The 16,196-nt window shown below is 50.4% G+C and carries 16 protein-coding genes and 1 pseudogene; 4 read left to right on the forward strand and 13 right to left on the reverse strand.

The features are described 5' to 3' along the window. The first annotated feature begins 470 nt into the window (after window positions 1-470). Window positions 471-1,196, forward strand: a complete 726-nt coding sequence (locus P9H32_RS12080; protein ID WP_322609151.1) for an NAD(P)-binding oxidoreductase — start codon at window positions 471-473, stop codon at window positions 1,194-1,196. Between the two features lie 197 nt (window positions 1,197-1,393). Beyond that, on the forward strand, window positions 1,394-1,951 hold the full coding sequence (locus tag P9H32_RS12085; RefSeq protein WP_322609152.1) for a nucleotidyl transferase AbiEii/AbiGii toxin family protein: 558 nt from the start codon (window positions 1,394-1,396) through the stop codon (window positions 1,949-1,951). 152 nt (window positions 1,952-2,103) lie between these two features. Here P9H32_RS12085 and P9H32_RS12090 read toward each other — a convergent pair whose 3' ends face one another. The 10 genes from P9H32_RS12090 to nifH form a co-directional block, all read right to left on the reverse strand. Continuing rightward, the gene (locus tag P9H32_RS12090) at window positions 2,104-2,316 is read right to left on the reverse strand and encodes a CCE_0567 family metalloprotein (protein WP_322609153.1); all 213 of its coding nucleotides are present in this window, start codon (window positions 2,314-2,316) and stop codon (window positions 2,104-2,106) included. A gap of 43 nt (window positions 2,317-2,359) precedes the next feature. Then, complete coding sequence (locus tag P9H32_RS12095) at window positions 2,360-2,761, reverse strand: ArsC/Spx/MgsR family protein (RefSeq protein WP_322609154.1); 402 nt, start codon at window positions 2,759-2,761, stop codon at window positions 2,360-2,362. Continuing rightward, window positions 2,754-2,993, reverse strand: coding sequence for a rubredoxin-like domain-containing protein (locus P9H32_RS18175; protein WP_431311698.1), 240 nt, complete (start codon window positions 2,991-2,993; stop codon window positions 2,754-2,756). Before P9H32_RS18175 ends, P9H32_RS12095 begins: the two co-directional genes overlap by 8 nt. Then, window positions 2,905-3,210 carry a hypothetical protein gene (locus P9H32_RS12100; protein WP_322609155.1) on the reverse strand — a complete coding sequence of 102 codons (306 nt, stop codon included), beginning with the start codon at window positions 3,208-3,210 and terminating at the stop codon, window positions 2,905-2,907. The genes P9H32_RS18175 and P9H32_RS12100 overlap by 89 nt, the downstream gene beginning before the upstream one ends. 183 nt (window positions 3,211-3,393) lie before the next feature. Continuing rightward, window positions 3,394-3,795: a hypothetical protein gene (locus tag P9H32_RS12105; RefSeq protein ID WP_322609156.1), complete on the reverse strand. Its 402-nt coding sequence runs from the start codon at window positions 3,793-3,795 to the stop codon at window positions 3,394-3,396. A 376-nt stretch (window positions 3,796-4,171) separates the two neighbouring features. After that, on the reverse strand, window positions 4,172-5,554 hold the full coding sequence (nifK, locus tag P9H32_RS12110; RefSeq protein WP_322609157.1) for a nitrogenase molybdenum-iron protein subunit beta: 1,383 nt from the start codon (window positions 5,552-5,554) through the stop codon (window positions 4,172-4,174). Between the two features lie 128 nt (window positions 5,555-5,682). After that, window positions 5,683-7,320, reverse strand: coding sequence for a nitrogenase molybdenum-iron protein alpha chain (gene nifD / locus P9H32_RS12115; protein ID WP_322609158.1), 1,638 nt, complete (start codon window positions 7,318-7,320; stop codon window positions 5,683-5,685). After that, the gene (locus P9H32_RS12120) at window positions 7,317-7,727 is read right to left on the reverse strand and encodes a P-II family nitrogen regulator (protein WP_322609159.1); all 411 of its coding nucleotides are present in this window, start codon (window positions 7,725-7,727) and stop codon (window positions 7,317-7,319) included. The genes nifD and P9H32_RS12120 overlap by 4 nt, the downstream gene beginning before the upstream one ends. Window positions 7,728-7,738: 11 nt before the next feature. Continuing rightward, window positions 7,739-8,068: a P-II family nitrogen regulator gene (locus P9H32_RS12125; RefSeq protein WP_322609160.1), complete on the reverse strand. Its 330-nt coding sequence runs from the start codon at window positions 8,066-8,068 to the stop codon at window positions 7,739-7,741. 81 nt (window positions 8,069-8,149) lie between these two features. Continuing rightward, window positions 8,150-8,974, reverse strand: coding sequence for a nitrogenase iron protein (gene nifH / locus P9H32_RS12130; protein ID WP_322609161.1), 825 nt, complete (start codon window positions 8,972-8,974; stop codon window positions 8,150-8,152). Window positions 8,975-10,125: 1,151 nt separating this feature from the next. Between nifH and P9H32_RS12135 the strand changes: the two genes are divergently transcribed. Continuing rightward, window positions 10,126-11,364 (forward strand): O-antigen ligase family protein, encoded by a 1,239-nt coding sequence (locus tag P9H32_RS12135; protein ID WP_322609162.1) that lies wholly within the window; start codon window positions 10,126-10,128, stop codon window positions 11,362-11,364. Next, window positions 11,364-12,899, forward strand: coding sequence for a phospholipid carrier-dependent glycosyltransferase (locus P9H32_RS12140; RefSeq protein WP_322609163.1), 1,536 nt, complete (start codon window positions 11,364-11,366; stop codon window positions 12,897-12,899). Before P9H32_RS12135 ends, P9H32_RS12140 begins: the two co-directional genes overlap by 1 nt. On the opposite strand, the gene P9H32_RS12145 is transcribed toward P9H32_RS12140, so the two are convergent. The 3 genes and pseudogenes from P9H32_RS12145 to P9H32_RS18120 all read right to left on the reverse strand — a co-directional run. Further along, on the reverse strand, window positions 12,888-14,801 hold the full coding sequence (locus P9H32_RS12145; RefSeq protein WP_322609164.1) for a tetratricopeptide repeat protein: 1,914 nt from the start codon (window positions 14,799-14,801) through the stop codon (window positions 12,888-12,890). The genes P9H32_RS12140 and P9H32_RS12145 overlap by 12 nt on opposite strands. Before the next feature lie 13 nt (window positions 14,802-14,814). Next, entirely contained in the window at window positions 14,815-15,819 is a 1,005-nt protein-coding gene (locus tag P9H32_RS12150; RefSeq protein ID WP_322609165.1) for a transposase, read from the reverse strand. A 79-nt stretch (window positions 15,820-15,898) separates the two neighbouring features. Then, a pseudogene (locus tag P9H32_RS18120) lies at window positions 15,899-16,156 on the reverse strand (transposase); the annotation flags it as partial. Window positions 16,157-16,196 lie beyond the last annotated feature (40 nt).

Here is a 16,196-nt window from a genome sequence, read left to right on the forward strand (position 1 = left end):
TCCGACATTTTTTTCCAGTCTCTGGAAGCGGGCACGAAAATTGTTCTACAATGATGTGGGGATAATTTTTCAACCCCGGAGGGTATGAAGACAGGAAGGGGAAGGATTGGAAGGATGATGTTCCCGATGTCCATTTGTGTATTGAAGCTGTTTCTTGGTAGGAATGCGGACACCGAGAACGGCGTCTCTACAGCTTCAGGGTAAATAATATGGGGTACTGGAAAATCCGGGCGTTTCGTTAGCGGGATGGGGGCGGGGGAAGGGCTTTACGGGACAACTGTTGCCACTATGTCCAACCCTTGAAAAACACTAGTAACTTGTAAGTGCGAGTAGGTTCCAATCCCTGGAAACGTTCGTTGATTCCGGGCATCGTCCGAGGCGCTATTTTATTATTAAGTTCACGTGGTTCTATTCAGACTCAATGCTAGGGTCCTACCTGCAGTGAAGGTTTTCATTAACCGGGACATGATATGAAAAGCGTATTCGTTGTTGGAGCAAGTGGGGCAACCGGTAAATTACTGGTCGCGGATTTACTGGCCAGGGAGTTCGAAGTAACGGTCGTGGTGCGATCTTCCAGCTCCCTGAGGGGCACCTTTGAAGGTCGATCGAACTACCATGAAGTTACGGGAAGTATTACCGAGATATCGGATGACGAATTACGGCCGCTGTTGAAAGGTTGCGATGCGGTGCTCTCGTGCCTGGGGCATAATTTGACCTTCAAAGGGTTGTTTGGAAAACCTCGCCGGCTGGTTGCCGATACCGTGGAAAAGGTCTGCCGGGTTGTTGAAGCGTTAACGCCGGATCGAAAAATTAAAGTGATTCTGATGAATACCACGGGGAACGCCAACCGTGATATCCCGGAACGACCTCCATTATCCCAACGGATCGTCGTCTCCATCTTGCGGGTGCTGCTTCCTCCGCATGTGGATAACGAACAGGCGGCCGATATTCTCCGAACCCGCATCGGCCGGAATCACGCATTGATTGAATGGGCCGTCGTCCGACCCGACGGCCTCACCGATGAAACAGAAGTTTCAGCATATACCCTTCACCCATCGCCCATCCGGAATGCCATCTTCGACGCCGGCCAAACCAGCCGCATCAACGTGGCAAACTTCATGGCCAACTTAGCCGCCGATCCAACGCTATGGGACACCTGGAAAGGCCAAATGCCCGTAATTTACAACAAGGCCTAACCTATTTCGGTCGTGACATCATTTTTGTCCACTGATTATTCAGATTATAAGGATTAGACTCTGGAGCCTGGAGGGCCGGTTAATTATAAATCAGTTTTAAAATCCTAATAATCCGTGGATTGGATTCGGTGTGGCTCCCGCTATTGTATTTTTTGAATGGATCGTTGTAGTATTCGGATTCGTTTAAGGATGAATCCATGGAAACGAATAGCGTTGAGTATGTTTTTGATGTCGTGAGCACGCAACTGCCAAAAGCAGGTGTTGAGTTTCTCATGATTGGTGGGCATGCGGTGAATCATTATGGCTTTAGTCGCGCCACAGTTGATGTGGATTTTATGATCGTTTCAAACGATGTAGCCACGGTTCGGGAAGTTATGAAAACGGCCGGTTTTACGAATGTTTCCGATTCAGACAATGTTATTTTCTTTGGCCATCCCGAAAATCCACATCGGGTTGATTTTCTAAAGATTGAACAGGATTCGATGGACAAACTCATCAAATCCGCTGAAGTAATTGATTACTCAGGTTATCGACTAAAAGTTCCGGGGATTTCAGATCTGATAGCAATGAAGCTGTTTGCTGTCAGTCAGGGTTCACTGCAGCGTGAAGAAAAGGATCTTCTTGATGTCGTCAATCTGGTTCAAGAGTGTGGCTTGGATCTTAAATTGATTCGCGAGCTATGCGATCGATACGCAAGTGATGATGTGTATTCGAAGGTTGAAAGCCGAATGAGTGGAGAGGAAAAAGATGGTTAATTTTCCAAAGCTTGGAAATGTTGAAGAGCCTCCTGTGCGTAAAATGACGCCCGAAGAATATCTTCGTTTTTGTGACTTCTGCTTAAAAGCCAATCCGCATATCACAGCGGAAAACTGCATGGACCGAAATCCCGTCGAGATCTCGGTTCCTTTTAGCGTTCGCTGAGTGCTGAATTTAATTCATTCTGTTTGGTCTGCCACGCCTTGCAGGCGTTGTAGGCGGCTTCCGATACCGCCGGTATATCTTCGAATTCAGCCCACAGCCGATCCTCGATCAAGTCATGAAGATCGCCGGCCTTTTGCCCGGCAATAAATTTCAGCCTGGTTACCTGTTTTTCAAGATCTTTGATTTCTTCTGTGCTCATCTTTTTTTCAAATGGCTGGAATTTTCTGCATTGAGTCCGTTGTTTAATCGCAGCGTTCTTTTGCGTTTTGGCAGGCTTCCAATCCCTGGAAACTTTTGTTGATGCCCAGCATTATCTGCACTCGATCATCGAACCCGCACATCCGGTGTCCATCCATTTCAATAAGCGGGCGGCGGATTAAGATCGGTTCGCACAGCAGGAGGTCCAGTGCGCCGGCGGCATCGAATGCGGAAGGATCAACCTGACCTTGTTTGACGGCCGGGCTTTTATCATTGAACCATTCCTCCACGGGCCGATCCACGAAGTATGACTCTAACTGATCGCGCTCCCACGGTTCATCGAGCAAAGATTTTACTTCGAGCGAATAGCCGTTGGATTCCAGCAGGGCCTTTTGGCGCGCGTTGCCTTTGCATCCGGTCTTTTCATAGAACAGAATTTTATTCATATTGCCGGCCTTGTACGGAAGAGCTTACAAAATTTGAGCCGCCTGCTTTGCAGACTTCGCAGAAGCGCGGCGGTTCTGCGCTTTGATGAATATGCCCGCAAATGGAGCAGACCCAGGTTTTTATGCTGATGCTTCGGTCGGAACTAAACGAACTCAATATTGATGGTTTCGTCTTCGTTTTCAGTGATGGTGTAGTTGCCGGAGGGCAGCATGGAGAAGCCCTGTTTAGCATGTGCTGCTGAGATGGTTTTTTCGGCTTCGCCGGCGGCGACGGGCTCGCAGTCGACGTGGCGGAAAATTTTCATGACGGCGGGGTCGTCGGTGAACTGCAGCATGAAGGCGGAATGTTCGATGAAGACGAGGTCGTCGTAGGCATAGGTGACTTCGAAGCCGCAGTCGGCCAGGATGGCGGTGATTTTTCCGAGGGGTCTTGCAATGACTTCACTCATAATTTGTCCTGTATTTTTCTTTCACCACAGAGAGCTCTGAGGATACAGAGGTAGAGACTCGGGAGCTCAATATAAGGTGTATGTTATTTCACGCAAAGGCGCTGAGTACGCAGAGAGAGTGCATTAATATTATATTATAAATCTGTAAGTGCTGAGCCTCTGTGCTCTGTGGTTAATTATTACTTAAGCGGCGATTTGGGTTTTAGCCCAGGCCTGGACGGCTTCGGCTGTGTCGATCATTTCGGGAATGGCGTCGACGGGCGGTTCGGCGCGGTGGTAGCCGGCGAAGACGGGGCAGATGTTCTGGTAGGATTCGAATTTGAGCAGCTGCGCGGCAATTTCTTCGCCGATGCCGCCGACCTGATCGGCGGCGTCGATGAGATCGGTGAAGGTGTGGTTGTCGGCGAGTTTGCCTTTGGCCATGAGGGCGGCCATCACATGTTTTTCGATGGCGAGGCCGATGATGTTGTAGAGAATTTCGGCGGTGAAGATCGCCGGGCGCTTAATGCCCCCCTTTGCGGTCTTGAGGTATTTATCGCCTTCGTTCATGAATGCTTCGTAGCCGTTGTCCAATGTGCCGCTCATCATTTATCTCCAGATGTTTATTAATTAAAAACGCAAAGAACGCTGAGTAGAAAGAGGATCGCAAAGGCAGCGTGTTTAAATGGTTTTTATTTCTCCGGTCCTTACTGAAACAACAACGTCGCTAAGCTTTGCGTGACTTTGATTCCTCTGTTTCTTTGCGTTAGCATGCTTTTTTAAAAAGATTGGAGCCGGAGCGCGGGGTGCAAACAGAGGAGGAGAGAGAATCCTGTTTTGTGAGATTTTCCCGCGCTCCGGTTCCAAAGGATTTTGCAGTTTGGAGTTTGTGGTTTGAAGGCTGGAGCTGCCACCCGACGGAGCGGGCTGGGAAAACCCTCGGGCGATACGCTCCGAACCTTCAAACTTCAGCTCCTTCCTACTACATCACCAGCTCGAACTTGCATTCTTCTGCATCGCGGTCCTGACGGTCCATGACGGCACCGAGCATTTTTTCGAGCAGCCGAATGCCGCCGTTATAGCCCACGGTCGGGAAGTAGCTGTGTCCGATACGGTCAACAATCGGGAATCCGTGACGGATGAACGGAATGTCTTCGTCGCGGGCGATATATTTACCGTAGGTGTTGCCGATCAGCAGGTCGACCGGTTCGTTCTTGATCCACTGGTGAAGCAGGAACATGTCGGCACGTTCGCCATTTGCCACATTGACGTTCGGTGCTTTTTCCGCGCAGAGTTCTTTGATCTTTTGGGTGAACGCTTTACCGGGGGTTCCGGAAACGACCGCAGTCGGGATCATATCGAGATCGAGCAGGAATTCAGTCATTGGAATGAGCTGGTCGGGGTCGCCGAAGAGGGCCACTTTCTTTCCGTGCAGGTACTGGGACATGTCGGTGATGACATCCACCAGGCGGCCGCGCTCGGAGATGAAGGAGTCCGGAATGGTTACTTTGGCTGCATTGGCGAGTGCTTCCACGAAGCGGTCGGTTGCGCCGAGACCAATCGGAATGTCGAGGGTTTCGAATGGAACTTTGCAGTTGCTGTCGAGCCATTTGGCAGCTCCTTCCGAAGCCCATTTGCCGCAGGCGAGGGTTTTGATGCTGTCGCCTGAAGTGGCAATGTCTTCGACTTTAGCGCCGCCGTCTGGGTACATTTTGAATTCGCCGGTCTGCGGGGTGTCGACCACGCCGTCGGTATCCGGGAACATCACGATGTTTGCGCCGAGGCGCGCGGCGATGCCTTTCATTTCCTTCATATCGGACGGTTCAACCCAGCCCGGGATGATGTTGACCTGGTCTTTGGCTTCGCCGGTATGTTCAACCAGCCCTTTAACGATGCCGGTGACCATGTTGGAGAATCCGGTGACGTGCGATCCCACGTAGGACGGGGTGTTGCAGTAGATCACTTTCTTGCCTTCCGGAACTTTGCCATCGTCCGTGGCTTTCTTCACAATCTGCGCGAGGTCGTCGCCGATGGTTTCGGAAAGGCAGGTGGAGTGGATGGCCACGAGGTCCGGGTTGTAGATCGTGAACATGTTGGCCAGGGCCTGGAGGAGGTTGGACTGACCGCCGAATACCGAGGAACCTTCCGTGAAGGAGCTGGTTCCGGCCATGATCGGATCTTTGTAGTGACGGGTGAGGGCGCTGCGGTGGTAGGAGCAGCAGCCCTGGGAGCCGTGCGAGTGCGGGAGGCAGCCGTGCACGCCGAGAGCGGCATACATGGCGCCAACAGGCTGGCAGGTTTTTGCCGGGTTGACGGTGAGCGCTTTACGTTCGCTTACTTCTTTGGGGGTGTGTCTTAGTAACATGGGATTTCTCCGATTTAGATTCTGTTTATTGCCGATGGTTGATTTCCGATTGCCGGTTTATGGAATGCTGCCGCCGTTGGGCGCCTGATTTTCAATCGCCAATCCTCGATCGGCAATCGGCAATTTTTCTAGGCCACGTACTCCGCACAGATGCAGGGATCGGTTTCCTTGTTGAGCCACGGGGCTTTGATCTTCTTCCAGATGCTGGTGCTGAGGATCTTTTCGATGTCAGCGTAGAAGTTCTTGGCCCCCTCGAATCCGGCGTACGGTCCGCCGTAGTCGTAGGAGTGCAGCTGTTTCAGCGGAATGCCTGATTTCTGGACGACATATTTTTCCTTAATGCCGGCGCAGAAGATATCCGGTTTGTAGAAGTCGATCAGCTTTTCGGTTTCCCAATGTGTGATGTCGTCTACGATAAGGGACTGGTCGGCCATATCGGGCGCCATACCGCGGTAGTCGCTGATTTCCAAGCCTTTTTCTTTGAGCGCTTCGAGCTTCTCTTCAGAAGCACGCGGGCTGTAGCGGGTTTCGTCCTTCTCCACCTTGATCTCTTCGATGTTACGGGAGTCGGCATCCACTTTGATGGTCGGAAGCACCTTACGTCCTTCGTAGTCATCGCGATGACCGAATTCATAACCGGCGGAAACGGTCTGCATGCCGAGCTCGCCAAAGAGTTCCTGGTAGTGATGTGCACGGGAACCGCCCACGAAAAGCATCGCTACTTTTCCGTCGGATTTCAGTTTCGCTTTTGCCACCGCTTCTTTCACGGAAGGCATTTCCTCGGCAATCACTTCTTCGATGCGGGCTTTCAGCTCGTCGTCTTCGAAGTATTCACCGATTTTACGCATCGCTTTCGCGGTGGATTCAGCGCCGATAAAGTTCACTTTGAACCACGGAATACCGAATTTGGTTTCCTGCATCTCCGCCATATAGTTGATGGAACGGTGACACATCACCAGGTTGAGGTCGGCCATATGTGAGTTCGCGAACTTGTCCATGGTGGAGTTACCCGAGAAGGTGCAGATGATGTTGATGCCGCACTTCTTGAAGATACGGTCGATTTCAAATCCGTCACCGCCGATGTTATATTCACCAAGAAGGTTCACGTTATATTTGTGTTTCGGTTCGGTATCGTCCAGGCCGATCACATGGCGGAACAGCTGATTGTTGGCGATATGGTGGCCCGCAGACTGGGAAACCCCCTTATATCCTTCGCAGCTGAATCCGAACACATTGCAGTCGCCGAGTTTTTCTTTCATCTCGCGGGAAACCGCATGCACGTCATCCCCGATCAGGCCGACGGGGCAGGTGGAGAAAACCCCAATGGCTTTCGGTTTGAAGATGTCGTAGGCCTCCTGAATCGCCTGAGCCAGTTTCTTCTCGCCGCCGAATACGATGTTGTCGTCCTGCATGTCGGTTGAGAAGGCATAGTTCATATAGTTGTCGCCGCCTTCGACCTGTTCATCCGGATCGGTCTGATTCCTGCGGGTCAGCCAGGCATAGAAGCTGCAGCCGATCGGGCCGTGCACCAGGTTGACGATGTCGCGTGTCGGACCGAGAACCACCCCTTTACAGCCGGCATAGGTGCAGCCGCGCTGGGTGATAATCCCCGGAATGGTACGGACGTTGGACTGGATCTGCTGATCCAGCTCGGGATCGTTGATTACCATGGATTTTGCGCGTTTACGCGCAATCTTCGGCGGGTATTTGGCGAGGATTTCTTCTTTGATTGCGGAAGGATCCGGTAATTTATTTTCGTTGCTCATTCCAAACCTCCTGAGGAGTCAAGGACGTTGCCGCCAGAAGGGCCTTCTGCGGTTTCGCCGGTTCTAACACGGGTTGCTTCCAGGATCGGCAGGACGAAAATTTTTCCGTCGCCCGAGCTGCCGGTCTGGTTCGTTTTGATGATGGTTGCTACGGTTTTTTCGACCCACTCGTCCGAGACCACAACCGTGATCAGACGCTTGGGAACAAGGCGGGGGCCTTCGCCCAGCTGGTCGATCGCTTCCGGGGCACCTTCCTCGGCACCGTGAAGGATGTTATAATCAACCATTCCTTTACCGCGGCCCTGCACCCGGCCGGTGGCGGTGAAGGAGCTGATGCCCGCTTCGTTCAACGCACGCTTGGTGTCGTTGATCTTGTTCATTCGGATGACTGCCATTACTTCTTTCATGACGCCCTCCTTTAATCTTCGTGACCGGAACTGATGGTGTAAGACGATTCAACCGGTGAAATGAAAATTTTGCCGTCGCCGAAGTTTCCGGTTTCGCTGCTTTTGGCCGCTCCGAGAACGGTCTTCACCACGAAATCCTTGTCGGCTTCGGGAATAACCGTCATCAGCATTTCTTTCGGCAGTTCATCATACGTGACTTCGCCGACTTTCAGGCCGCGTTGTTTTCCGCGTCCAAAGACCGGAACTTTAGTGATCGCCGGATAGCCGGCTTCGAGCAGGGATTTCATGACTTCATCAGCCTTTTCCGGGCGGACAATGGAACGTACGAGCAGTTTTGACATGGGTATTCTCCTGGTTAATTTTGTGTAGCCGAGGTCCACGACCTCGGAGCGGGGTCTCGGACCCCGCCCTACAAGGTTGGGTTATGCATCGAATCCGTATTTGACCATCAGCTCTTCGAGGTCTTCGATCTCGAGCGGCGTCGGGATGACACGCATTTCGTTGTCGTTGATCTTTTTCGCGAGGGCGCGGTATTCGTCGGCCTGGTTGGATTCCGGAGCGAAATCGATCACGGTTTTACGGTTGAGCTCCGCGTGTTGCACGATATTGTCGCGCGGAACAAAGTGAATCATCTGGGTGCCGAGACGGCTCGCCAGTTCCGTGATCAGTTCGAGTTCGTTGTCGCATTTACGGCTGTTGCAGATCAGGCCGCCCAGACGAACGCCGCCGGCATCCGCAAACTTCACAATCCCTTTGCAGATGTTGTTGGCAGCATACATCGCCATCATTTCACCGGAAACCACGATATAGATTTCTTCGGCTTTACCCTCACGGATCGGCATCGCGAATCCGCCGCAGACCACGTCACCCAGCACGTCGTAGAACACGTAGTCGAGTTTCTGATCTTCTTCATAAGCACCCAGCTGTTCCAGCAGGTTGATCGAAGTAATGATCCCGCGTCCGGCACAGCCGACCCCCGGTTCCGGTCCGCCGGATTCCACGCAGCGGCTTCCGCCGAAACCATCTTTGATGACATCATCAATTTCAATGTCTTCACCTTCTTCACGAAGGGTATCGAGTACCGTGCCCTGAGCCAGGCCGCCAAGCAGCAGACGGGTGGAGTCGGCTTTCGGATCGCAGCCCACCACCATCACCTTGTTTCCTGCTTCTGCAAGACCGGCTACCGTATTCTGCGTGGTCGTGGATTTACCGATTCCGCCTTTTCCGTAGATTGCTACTTTTCTCATCGTATTTCTCCTTGGTTGGTTAACGTAGTTTTGAATTTCAGTTCAGTTTCTATCTTCCCAAATGATGACAGCCCCTAATGCAACAGGTGTGCCACCGCCCTGAATCTGAACTGCGGAGAAGTTGTAAAATGTTAATAATGAGTGGATAGAAATAATTGTCGGGGCATATGGGTGCGGGGTGCGGGGAGGGCGCATAACCGGAAAAAAATTTCCGCCTCATCTTGAGTCCGGAAGCCGAAAGCCTACAACCCTTGGAAAAACAGGGGGTTACGAAAAACCCCGACATTTTTTTCCGCCGCCTTTCGACCGGCGGAAACAAATTTCCGCCTTTTCCCGGAATAGCGTCTTGAGTTGAAAAAGGCTGCTGTTTCCAAAGCGGTTGGCCTTGGGAGGAACGACGGGAAGCAGATTGAAAGCGAACTCCGGCGGCCGGGGTTTTATCTCCTTCGTGCGCCTCGTCCATCAATACGTTGCAGGAGTGATTTCAACCCTGAATGGCATTAAGTTAAGGGCATTTGAATGGGCCTCTGCAGGCGAGCCGCCTGCGGTACGATTGCCGCCCCGTAAAGCAGACGATTTACGCTTAATTCAGAGCCATTCAGGAGCAATCCTTTCGATGCAGGGAATCCTGTCAAATTCACCTCCTGAAGAACCGGTTCCCCAGTGACTGTAGGCCCGATGCCCCACGGGGCGCACGTACACCAAACCGTTCATCCGGAGGACCTGTGCGAAACTGTTGTACGCGATCCTTCGCAGAACCGCCGAGTTCGCACTGAAACACCGTAATTTGAGACCCTTTCGATGGAAAATCACTTGCGCTTACTCTGGTACTCTGACGCTTCCGACGGAACTGCGGGCATAGCTGCCGGTTGGCACTGGAGCGAAAGTGGTAGATTTCGGTATCGGAGGTGCGCACGGTTTTTTTGTAGTTGCCCCTCCGCTAGCAAGCTGGTTGTCATGTGTTTTCCTTTGTATGAAAGCTCAGAAGGAAACGATAGCTAGCTATTTTTTCAATTCAGGACGGTATTCCGTGAAGAGGCTGCTTCTGTTGGTGTCTTGGCACTCATCATGCATATTCCGGCTATATGGGAGAACATATGATGGGTGCGGGAAATAAAAAGGAATCCTTTTTCAATAAAGGAGGGTGGCTGATGGGTTTGCTGTGCGTTTTGACCTTTCTGGCCACCATCACGACAGGGCAGAACGTCTTTGATAACGCCTGGCTTATTTTCTGGTATGAGGCGATATTTGTGAGCGGATTTTTGATCTATCGCGGATCACAAGGACGTTTTGGAAATCTGTTTCCTGTAAAATCGGTTGGCTTTTGGCTTTTAGCTTTATGGTTCATGAGCATCACATTGTCTCTGATGATGTCGCCCTATGCTCTGATGACCGAGTGGTTTGCCGTCCAGCGCTATCTGCAGACCCTGTTTCATCTCGTATTTTTTCTTTGTGTACTGATTTTTTTTAAACGCTACAAGGGCTCTGCATCTCCTGTCTTTTTTTCGTTGGCACTGTCGGTTGCTGTGCTGGCTCTTTTGTTTGTGGATGCCTGGTTCGCAATGCCGGAGCCCTTAACCGAGGAGAGTAAAGAATGGTTTCGTCGTCCTCCGTATAATGCGCATATTCGCATTACCGGTTTTCTTGTTGCTGCAGCAGCCGCAGCACTTCAACCCGTGTTCTGCCGAAAAAGTAATCCGGCGGTATCGACCTGTTATTATGTGGTCGGGCTTGCTGTTTGGGGCCTGATGTTCTGGACAGGGGGACGAGGTGCAATTATATCGGCCTATGCGGCCTGCGTTGCCATTGCTTTGGTTCTTCTGATCAGAAAACAGCCATGGAAGCACTATCTCATTGCGTTAGGCATCTTCACGATAGGGGGGATTCTGATTTCGGAACTCTTTGAAGTATTTTACTGGAATGGAATTTTCCAGGCAGCAGAGCGTACGATGGCGGCCGGCGGGGATCCCTATAAGATGACCACAGGCCGTGTAACGTTCTGTGGATGGGTTGTTGAATCGTTGAACCTGAATCATGCGTGGTTATTCGGGCTGGGATCGCAGGGCTATTGCTATATGCCGAACCGCACGTTTGCTTTTCAACCGCACAACCTCATTTTCCAGTTTCTTGCGGAGTGGGGCATTGTGGGAACAGTTCTGTTTCTCTGCATGATCGGGTATGGATGCTTTATGGGATTCAGACAGACAGTTTTCCAATCTATGGAAAAACTCAGCGTTCCAAAGTTGTCCGCTTTGGCAGTAATTGTGTCACTGGGTGTACACAGCCTTGTTGACGGAATCTTTTATCACGCCCAACCTTCCCTGCATCTGGCTATTGCATTTGCCGTGTGGATGGCAACAACTACAAATAAGCTGAGTGGCCGCGATTAATGAATCAAAGTCAAAAAAAAGGTTTCGTTGTTCATGGGCTTTATCTGTTTTTGGGAGCCATGTTGACGTATTCAATTTTCAGTTATTGGGGGATTCGAGCACCTGACTCGGAAATTATGTTCCGATCTGCCCAAGGACTGATTCATCAAGGGGATTTTTCAGTAGAACAAGAGTTGGCCTGGAAGGAATTCGGAATTGCTACCGGTATTGATGGAAAAAATTATTCCATTTTCGGTCCGGGCCAGGCCGTGGTGAGTGCAGGTCTGGTTTTCTTGGCTGAGCAGGTAGTAGATGCCGGTTTTTTTGATGAGCGCCCATTCCTGATTGCCGAAAGTCATTATTTTGAAGGAGGGATTCGTGATTTTGTAAATGGAGCAGAAGTCAAAAATATACGAGGTCACGCCGTGCGATCATTGATGGGATGGTTTAACATATTAGTTGCTTCTCTATGCGTTGTTGTCTTTTACGGTCTAGTCCATTCGTTTGAGGGTTCAAATACAGGGTCGTTATTGAGTTCTATCCTTTTTGCTTTTGGCACTCCAATTTTAGCCTACAGTGGCACATTCTTCAGTGAATTGCTGGCTATGTTATTTTCCATGCTGGCCATGTTGTTGATTATTAAGGCGAGTTCGGAGATAGGGAGCGATCGGTATCTTAAGTTGCTGGTTGGAGGATTGCTGCTGGGGGTATCCATTCTCGTTCATATCACGGCTATTCTTTTTGTTCCGTTTTTTATCTTTTCAATCCTTCTTTCGCCCAAGGCGGAATTCAGGGATAGCCTATGTTTAAAGATTAAGTGTGCCGGAATTTTTGCTTCAGGAGTCTTTCTGGCTCTGGTTGTGTTGGGTTTTTATAATTTCAACCGTTTTGGGAGTGTGTGGGAAACGGGTAGGACGGTCGAGGGAGCTATGCGATATGGGGGGTGGACTTCACCTCTACATGGTATTCAGGGGTTGCTGTTTAGTGCGGGAAAGGGATTCTTCTTTTATTGTCCTGCAATAATTCTAGGTCTCGCTTTATGGAAGCGGTTTTATTTGAAAAACAAGGTCTGGGCTTTATCGCTTATGGGAGCCTGCCTGTTTCGGCTGGTCTTTATAGCTTCTCGCTCTGACTGGAGTGGCGGTCTCTGTCTGGGGCCGAGATATCTCATTGTGCTGATTCCATTTCTGTTACTTCCTGTTGGAGTCTATCTGGGGGAGCTAAGGCGAACGGGATCTCTGAAAGCGTTTATTGGGGTTGGCTTGTTTAGCGGTTTGTGCGTCATCCAGCAGATCTATTTTGCTTTAGGTGATGTTTTTTCTTATTGGCGACTCTCCGGCATGCAAAATGGTGTAAATCTCTTCAAAGGAGGGCTGATTTACGAAACATGGGAGGTGTCCCCGCTGTTGTTCATATTGTCAGGGTTGCGAGCTCCTCTGTTGCTACAATGGGTAGCCTGTGATAATTGGACGTTATTCTCTGTATTAAGTGCTATTGCCGGACTTCTGTTATTTTATGTGTATTATAAAACGTTAAAGTGCGGATCAATGAAGTAGATCTTTAGCTAGGGTAGAGTTGAGTTCTTGTGCCGATTTGAGAGCTTGAGGGTTCCCGGTTTCTTTGTAGGCAATGATGGCATGTGCACACAGCAACGTTGGGTTTCTACCATTTTCGGAGAGCAACTGACGCAATATAATTTTCGCCTTACCTAGATTGTCTGTCCGGATATACAATAACATCAAATTGGTTCGGGCTGCGGTATGGTTGGGACGAAGGCTTAGTGCTTTGTTATATGCTGTTTCAGCATGTTCGAATTGTCCGCTGTTTTCGAAAGCAATGCCTAGGTTATTATGGAATATGGGGTCTGTGTTATTCAGTTTAATCGCTTTCAAGTAGGATTGTATGGCTGCTCCATTCTGCTCCATGGCAAGCAGGATATTGGCTTGCCGAAAATAATAGCCCGGGTTGTTGTCAACCCTTTCAAGGCACCGGTTGATATCAGCCAAGGCCTGCTCATATTGCCCCCGGTCATAATAGGCTGAGGAGCGCATCGATAGATCGTGTTCGATGGGATCGGCAGGGATATTGAACCAGTTAATCAAAGACAGGGGCAACAGTATGATACTGAAGAGAACCGGTGTGAGCGGAATTGATTTTTCTTTGATGGATTCCCAAAAATATAAAGCTCCCCCTCCGGCGACAATGGCCATGCCCGGCCATAGAGGGATGCGGAATCGGCTGTTGACAAAGAAAAGGATGATGGTGCCGGATAAGAGGACGAGGAAGGAGCCGATCCATAAAATCTGCTCATGTTGTCTCTGTTTGATGAGCGCGGCTATACCCCAGGGAAATAGGGACAGGAGTAGCCACCATCGAACCGGAAGCCATTTTAACAGGGTGCTGTCTTCGGTGGCGGCAAATTCAAAACTTCGGTTGTTCGGTACCTCATGATTCCAGAACATGAGCCACGTCTTTTTTGCCATCAAACCAATCCATCGGGCGGGATCCGCTTTGATCTCTTCAATGGTTTTCGTTTTCCAGTGGTTGGAAACTTTTTCCTGAGAAAGCGTTCCGGTTTCTCCGGTAGCTTCACGATAGCCTTCTTCCGCCATCACTTGGATAGGGTCGCGGTACTCGCCTTCGTATACGACATAACGATCCTGTCGGGGAATCATGCCATCGGCATTTTTTGAATTTCCGAGGTAAAAGTTAATGCCGCCGGCCTGGGTCATCAGCGAGAATTTGCCGCTGTATTGGGCATTAATCATTCCAAATAAAATTTGAATCAATAACAGCCCGGGGAGGGCCAGCAAGGGCAGTAGCGAGAGCAGGCGGGTGGTCGGTGGCCGGGAGTGTGTGCGCAGTTGAAGCCAGCGAAAGATTCCGAGCATTGGAAAAAAGAGGATGAGAGGCAGTGCATTCGGTCGGGCTTGGGCGGACAGGCCCAGCAGGATGCCAGCCGCAAGCCATAGAGCAGCAGATTTTGCAATGGGTTTGGTATTCATAGCCAGGCATACGACATAGCTCAGAACGAGTAGTAAAAAGGAAAACAGCGTGGTGATCAGAAGCTGTCCTTCAAAATAGAGGGGGGGAGCGCTCAGGCAGAAAAATAAGCCGGCCAGTATGCCCGCTGTCCTGTTGCTGAAGATTCGCATGGACAATGCGGCAACGAGCACGGTTATTCCGACACCGAGCGCCATTTGCGCCATTACGGAAAGCAGAATGCCCGAATCAGGAGCAATTCGATAAAACCCCGACAAAAAGAGAGGATAAAGCAGGGGGCGGAAGCCATCGATCAGGTCTCCACCGCCACCGGCAAGCTGGCGGGCACATAAATCATAATAATGCTGATCAAGCAGAGGGCGTAGAAAAAAGGGAGAAGCCAACTCCTGAAAGAAATAGAGGGCGCGCACAATCAATGCACTCAGAGCGAGATAAAAGAGCGGTTTGGATTTCACTTAGGTGTCAGTCCTATTTTTTCGTTATTTTGTTTTTTAAGATGAGCAGAGGTCCGTCTTTAGATTCGGCAACTTCCTTACAAAAGCGCGACAAGTTGGAGGGGTTGCCCAGATGTAATTGTTCGCTGATCCATTGGTTACGAATGCTAACTCGCTTTCGGATGTGCCACGCTATGACTTTTTTTGCGGGATCGCTTTTTTTGAGGTTCGGTAGCGAGTCCCGAGAAACGTGTAACTTTTTAAGGCACTCTTCCAGTAAACGTTCTGCTTCGCAGATATCGTGCATTTGAATGGCCTCGCCGGAATAGGAACTCCGATGATTCCCGGTCAGTCGTTCCCCGATTCGCTCCTGCAGTGATTCCCTGAACGCATCATCGCCGAACGCCCAGCCCCGTCGAATTCGGCTCCAGGCCTCGTCAAATTCGGCGGGATTATCGGAGTAGGCCACAAGAGTGGCCCTGGCTTGAGTCGATTCTGCAAATTGGGATAAACCGGAGGGGGAGTCCTCCAGGCCATGTGCTCCAAGCAAACGGTTGACATCCAGCCAGTCCGGACGCAGATCCTTCGATAAATAGAGCGGATAGCTGCTCCACTCGAATGTTTGAAGCAGTTGGTTCTTTGGATCAAAACAATGGGCGCGGGCAGGATTCAGGTGAATATAGTTTCCAACTGTTCTGAAGTATTCTTGTTGGGGGTCGACGACTAGCGCTTTATATCGCCCCTGAAACAAATGGCCCCATAGTTTGTAGCGAATATTGAAACGTTTGGTGTAAGTGCCTTGCAGCCACCGCATCCCATCCACCAAATTGGGTTCCGGGGTTTCCAGGAGAAAATGATAATGATTTCGCATCAACACAAATGCGTGAATTTTCCAGCCGGTGCGGTTGCAGGCTTCGTCCAAGGTGGACATAAAAAGTGTGTAATCGTCGTTGTTCAGGAAAATGTCGCTCTGACGGTTTCCTCGACTCATGACATGATACAGCGCACCAGCGAATTCTATGCGTGGAACTCTTCCCATGGTTTCTGCTTATACGCGTACAGAGAGAGTTGGGCAAAATAAATAACGAAATAATAGGACTGACACCATGTGCATTGAAGCGTTTGGTGTAGGTGCCTTGCAGCCACCGCATCCCATCCACCAAATTGGGTTCCGGGGTTTCCAGGAGAAAATGATAATGATTTCGCATCAACACAAATGCGTGAATTTTCCAGCCGGTGCGATTGCAGGCTTCGTCCAGAGTGGACATAAAAAGCGTGTAATCGTCGTTGTTTAGGAAAATGTCGCCCTGACGATTCCCTCGGCTCATGACATGATACAACGCGCCCGCGAATTCTATGCGTGGAACTCTTCCCATGGTTTCTGCTTATACGCGTACAGAGAGAGTTGGGCAAAAT

It is taken from the genome of Pontiella agarivorans, from assembly GCF_034531395.1.
GTDB classification, from domain to species: Bacteria; Verrucomicrobiota; Kiritimatiellia; order Kiritimatiellales; family Pontiellaceae; genus Pontiella; species Pontiella agarivorans.

What these genes read in the sequence shown, in the direction of transcription:
- P9H32_RS12080 (WP_322609151.1), top strand. Translation starts at nt 471, where the DNA reads ATGAAAAGCGTATTCGTTGTTGGAGCAAGTGGGGCAACCGGTAAATTA.
- P9H32_RS12085 (WP_322609152.1), top strand. Translation starts at nt 1,394, where the DNA reads ATGGAAACGAATAGCGTTGAGTATGTTTTTGATGTCGTGAGCACGCAA.
- P9H32_RS12090 (WP_322609153.1), bottom strand. Translation starts at nt 2,316, where the DNA reads ATGAGCACAGAAGAAATCAAAGATCTTGAAAAACAGGTAACCAGGCTG.
- P9H32_RS12095 (WP_322609154.1), bottom strand. Translation starts at nt 2,761, where the DNA reads ATGAATAAAATTCTGTTCTATGAAAAGACCGGATGCAAAGGCAACGCG.
- P9H32_RS18175 (WP_431311698.1), bottom strand. Translation starts at nt 2,993, where the DNA reads ATGCTAAACAGGGCTTCTCCATGCTGCCCTCCGGCAACTACACCATCA.
- P9H32_RS12100 (WP_322609155.1), bottom strand. Translation starts at nt 3,210, where the DNA reads ATGAGTGAAGTCATTGCAAGACCCCTCGGAAAAATCACCGCCATCCTG.
- P9H32_RS12105 (WP_322609156.1), bottom strand. Translation starts at nt 3,795, where the DNA reads ATGAGCGGCACATTGGACAACGGCTACGAAGCATTCATGAACGAAGGC.
- nifK (WP_322609157.1), bottom strand. Translation starts at nt 5,554, where the DNA reads ATGTTACTAAGACACACCCCCAAAGAAGTAAGCGAACGTAAAGCGCTC.
- nifD (WP_322609158.1), bottom strand. Translation starts at nt 7,320, where the DNA reads ATGAGCAACGAAAATAAATTACCGGATCCTTCCGCAATCAAAGAAGAA.
- P9H32_RS12120 (WP_322609159.1), bottom strand. Translation starts at nt 7,727, where the DNA reads ATGAAAGAAGTAATGGCAGTCATCCGAATGAACAAGATCAACGACACC.
- P9H32_RS12125 (WP_322609160.1), bottom strand. Translation starts at nt 8,068, where the DNA reads ATGTCAAAACTGCTCGTACGTTCCATTGTCCGCCCGGAAAAGGCTGAT.
- nifH (WP_322609161.1), bottom strand. Translation starts at nt 8,974, where the DNA reads ATGAGAAAAGTAGCAATCTACGGAAAAGGCGGAATCGGTAAATCCACG.
- P9H32_RS12135 (WP_322609162.1), top strand. Translation starts at nt 10,126, where the DNA reads ATGGGTTTGCTGTGCGTTTTGACCTTTCTGGCCACCATCACGACAGGG.
- P9H32_RS12140 (WP_322609163.1), top strand. Translation starts at nt 11,364, where the DNA reads ATGAATCAAAGTCAAAAAAAAGGTTTCGTTGTTCATGGGCTTTATCTG.
- P9H32_RS12150 (WP_322609165.1), bottom strand. Translation starts at nt 15,819, where the DNA reads ATGGGAAGAGTTCCACGCATAGAATTCGCTGGTGCGCTGTATCATGTC.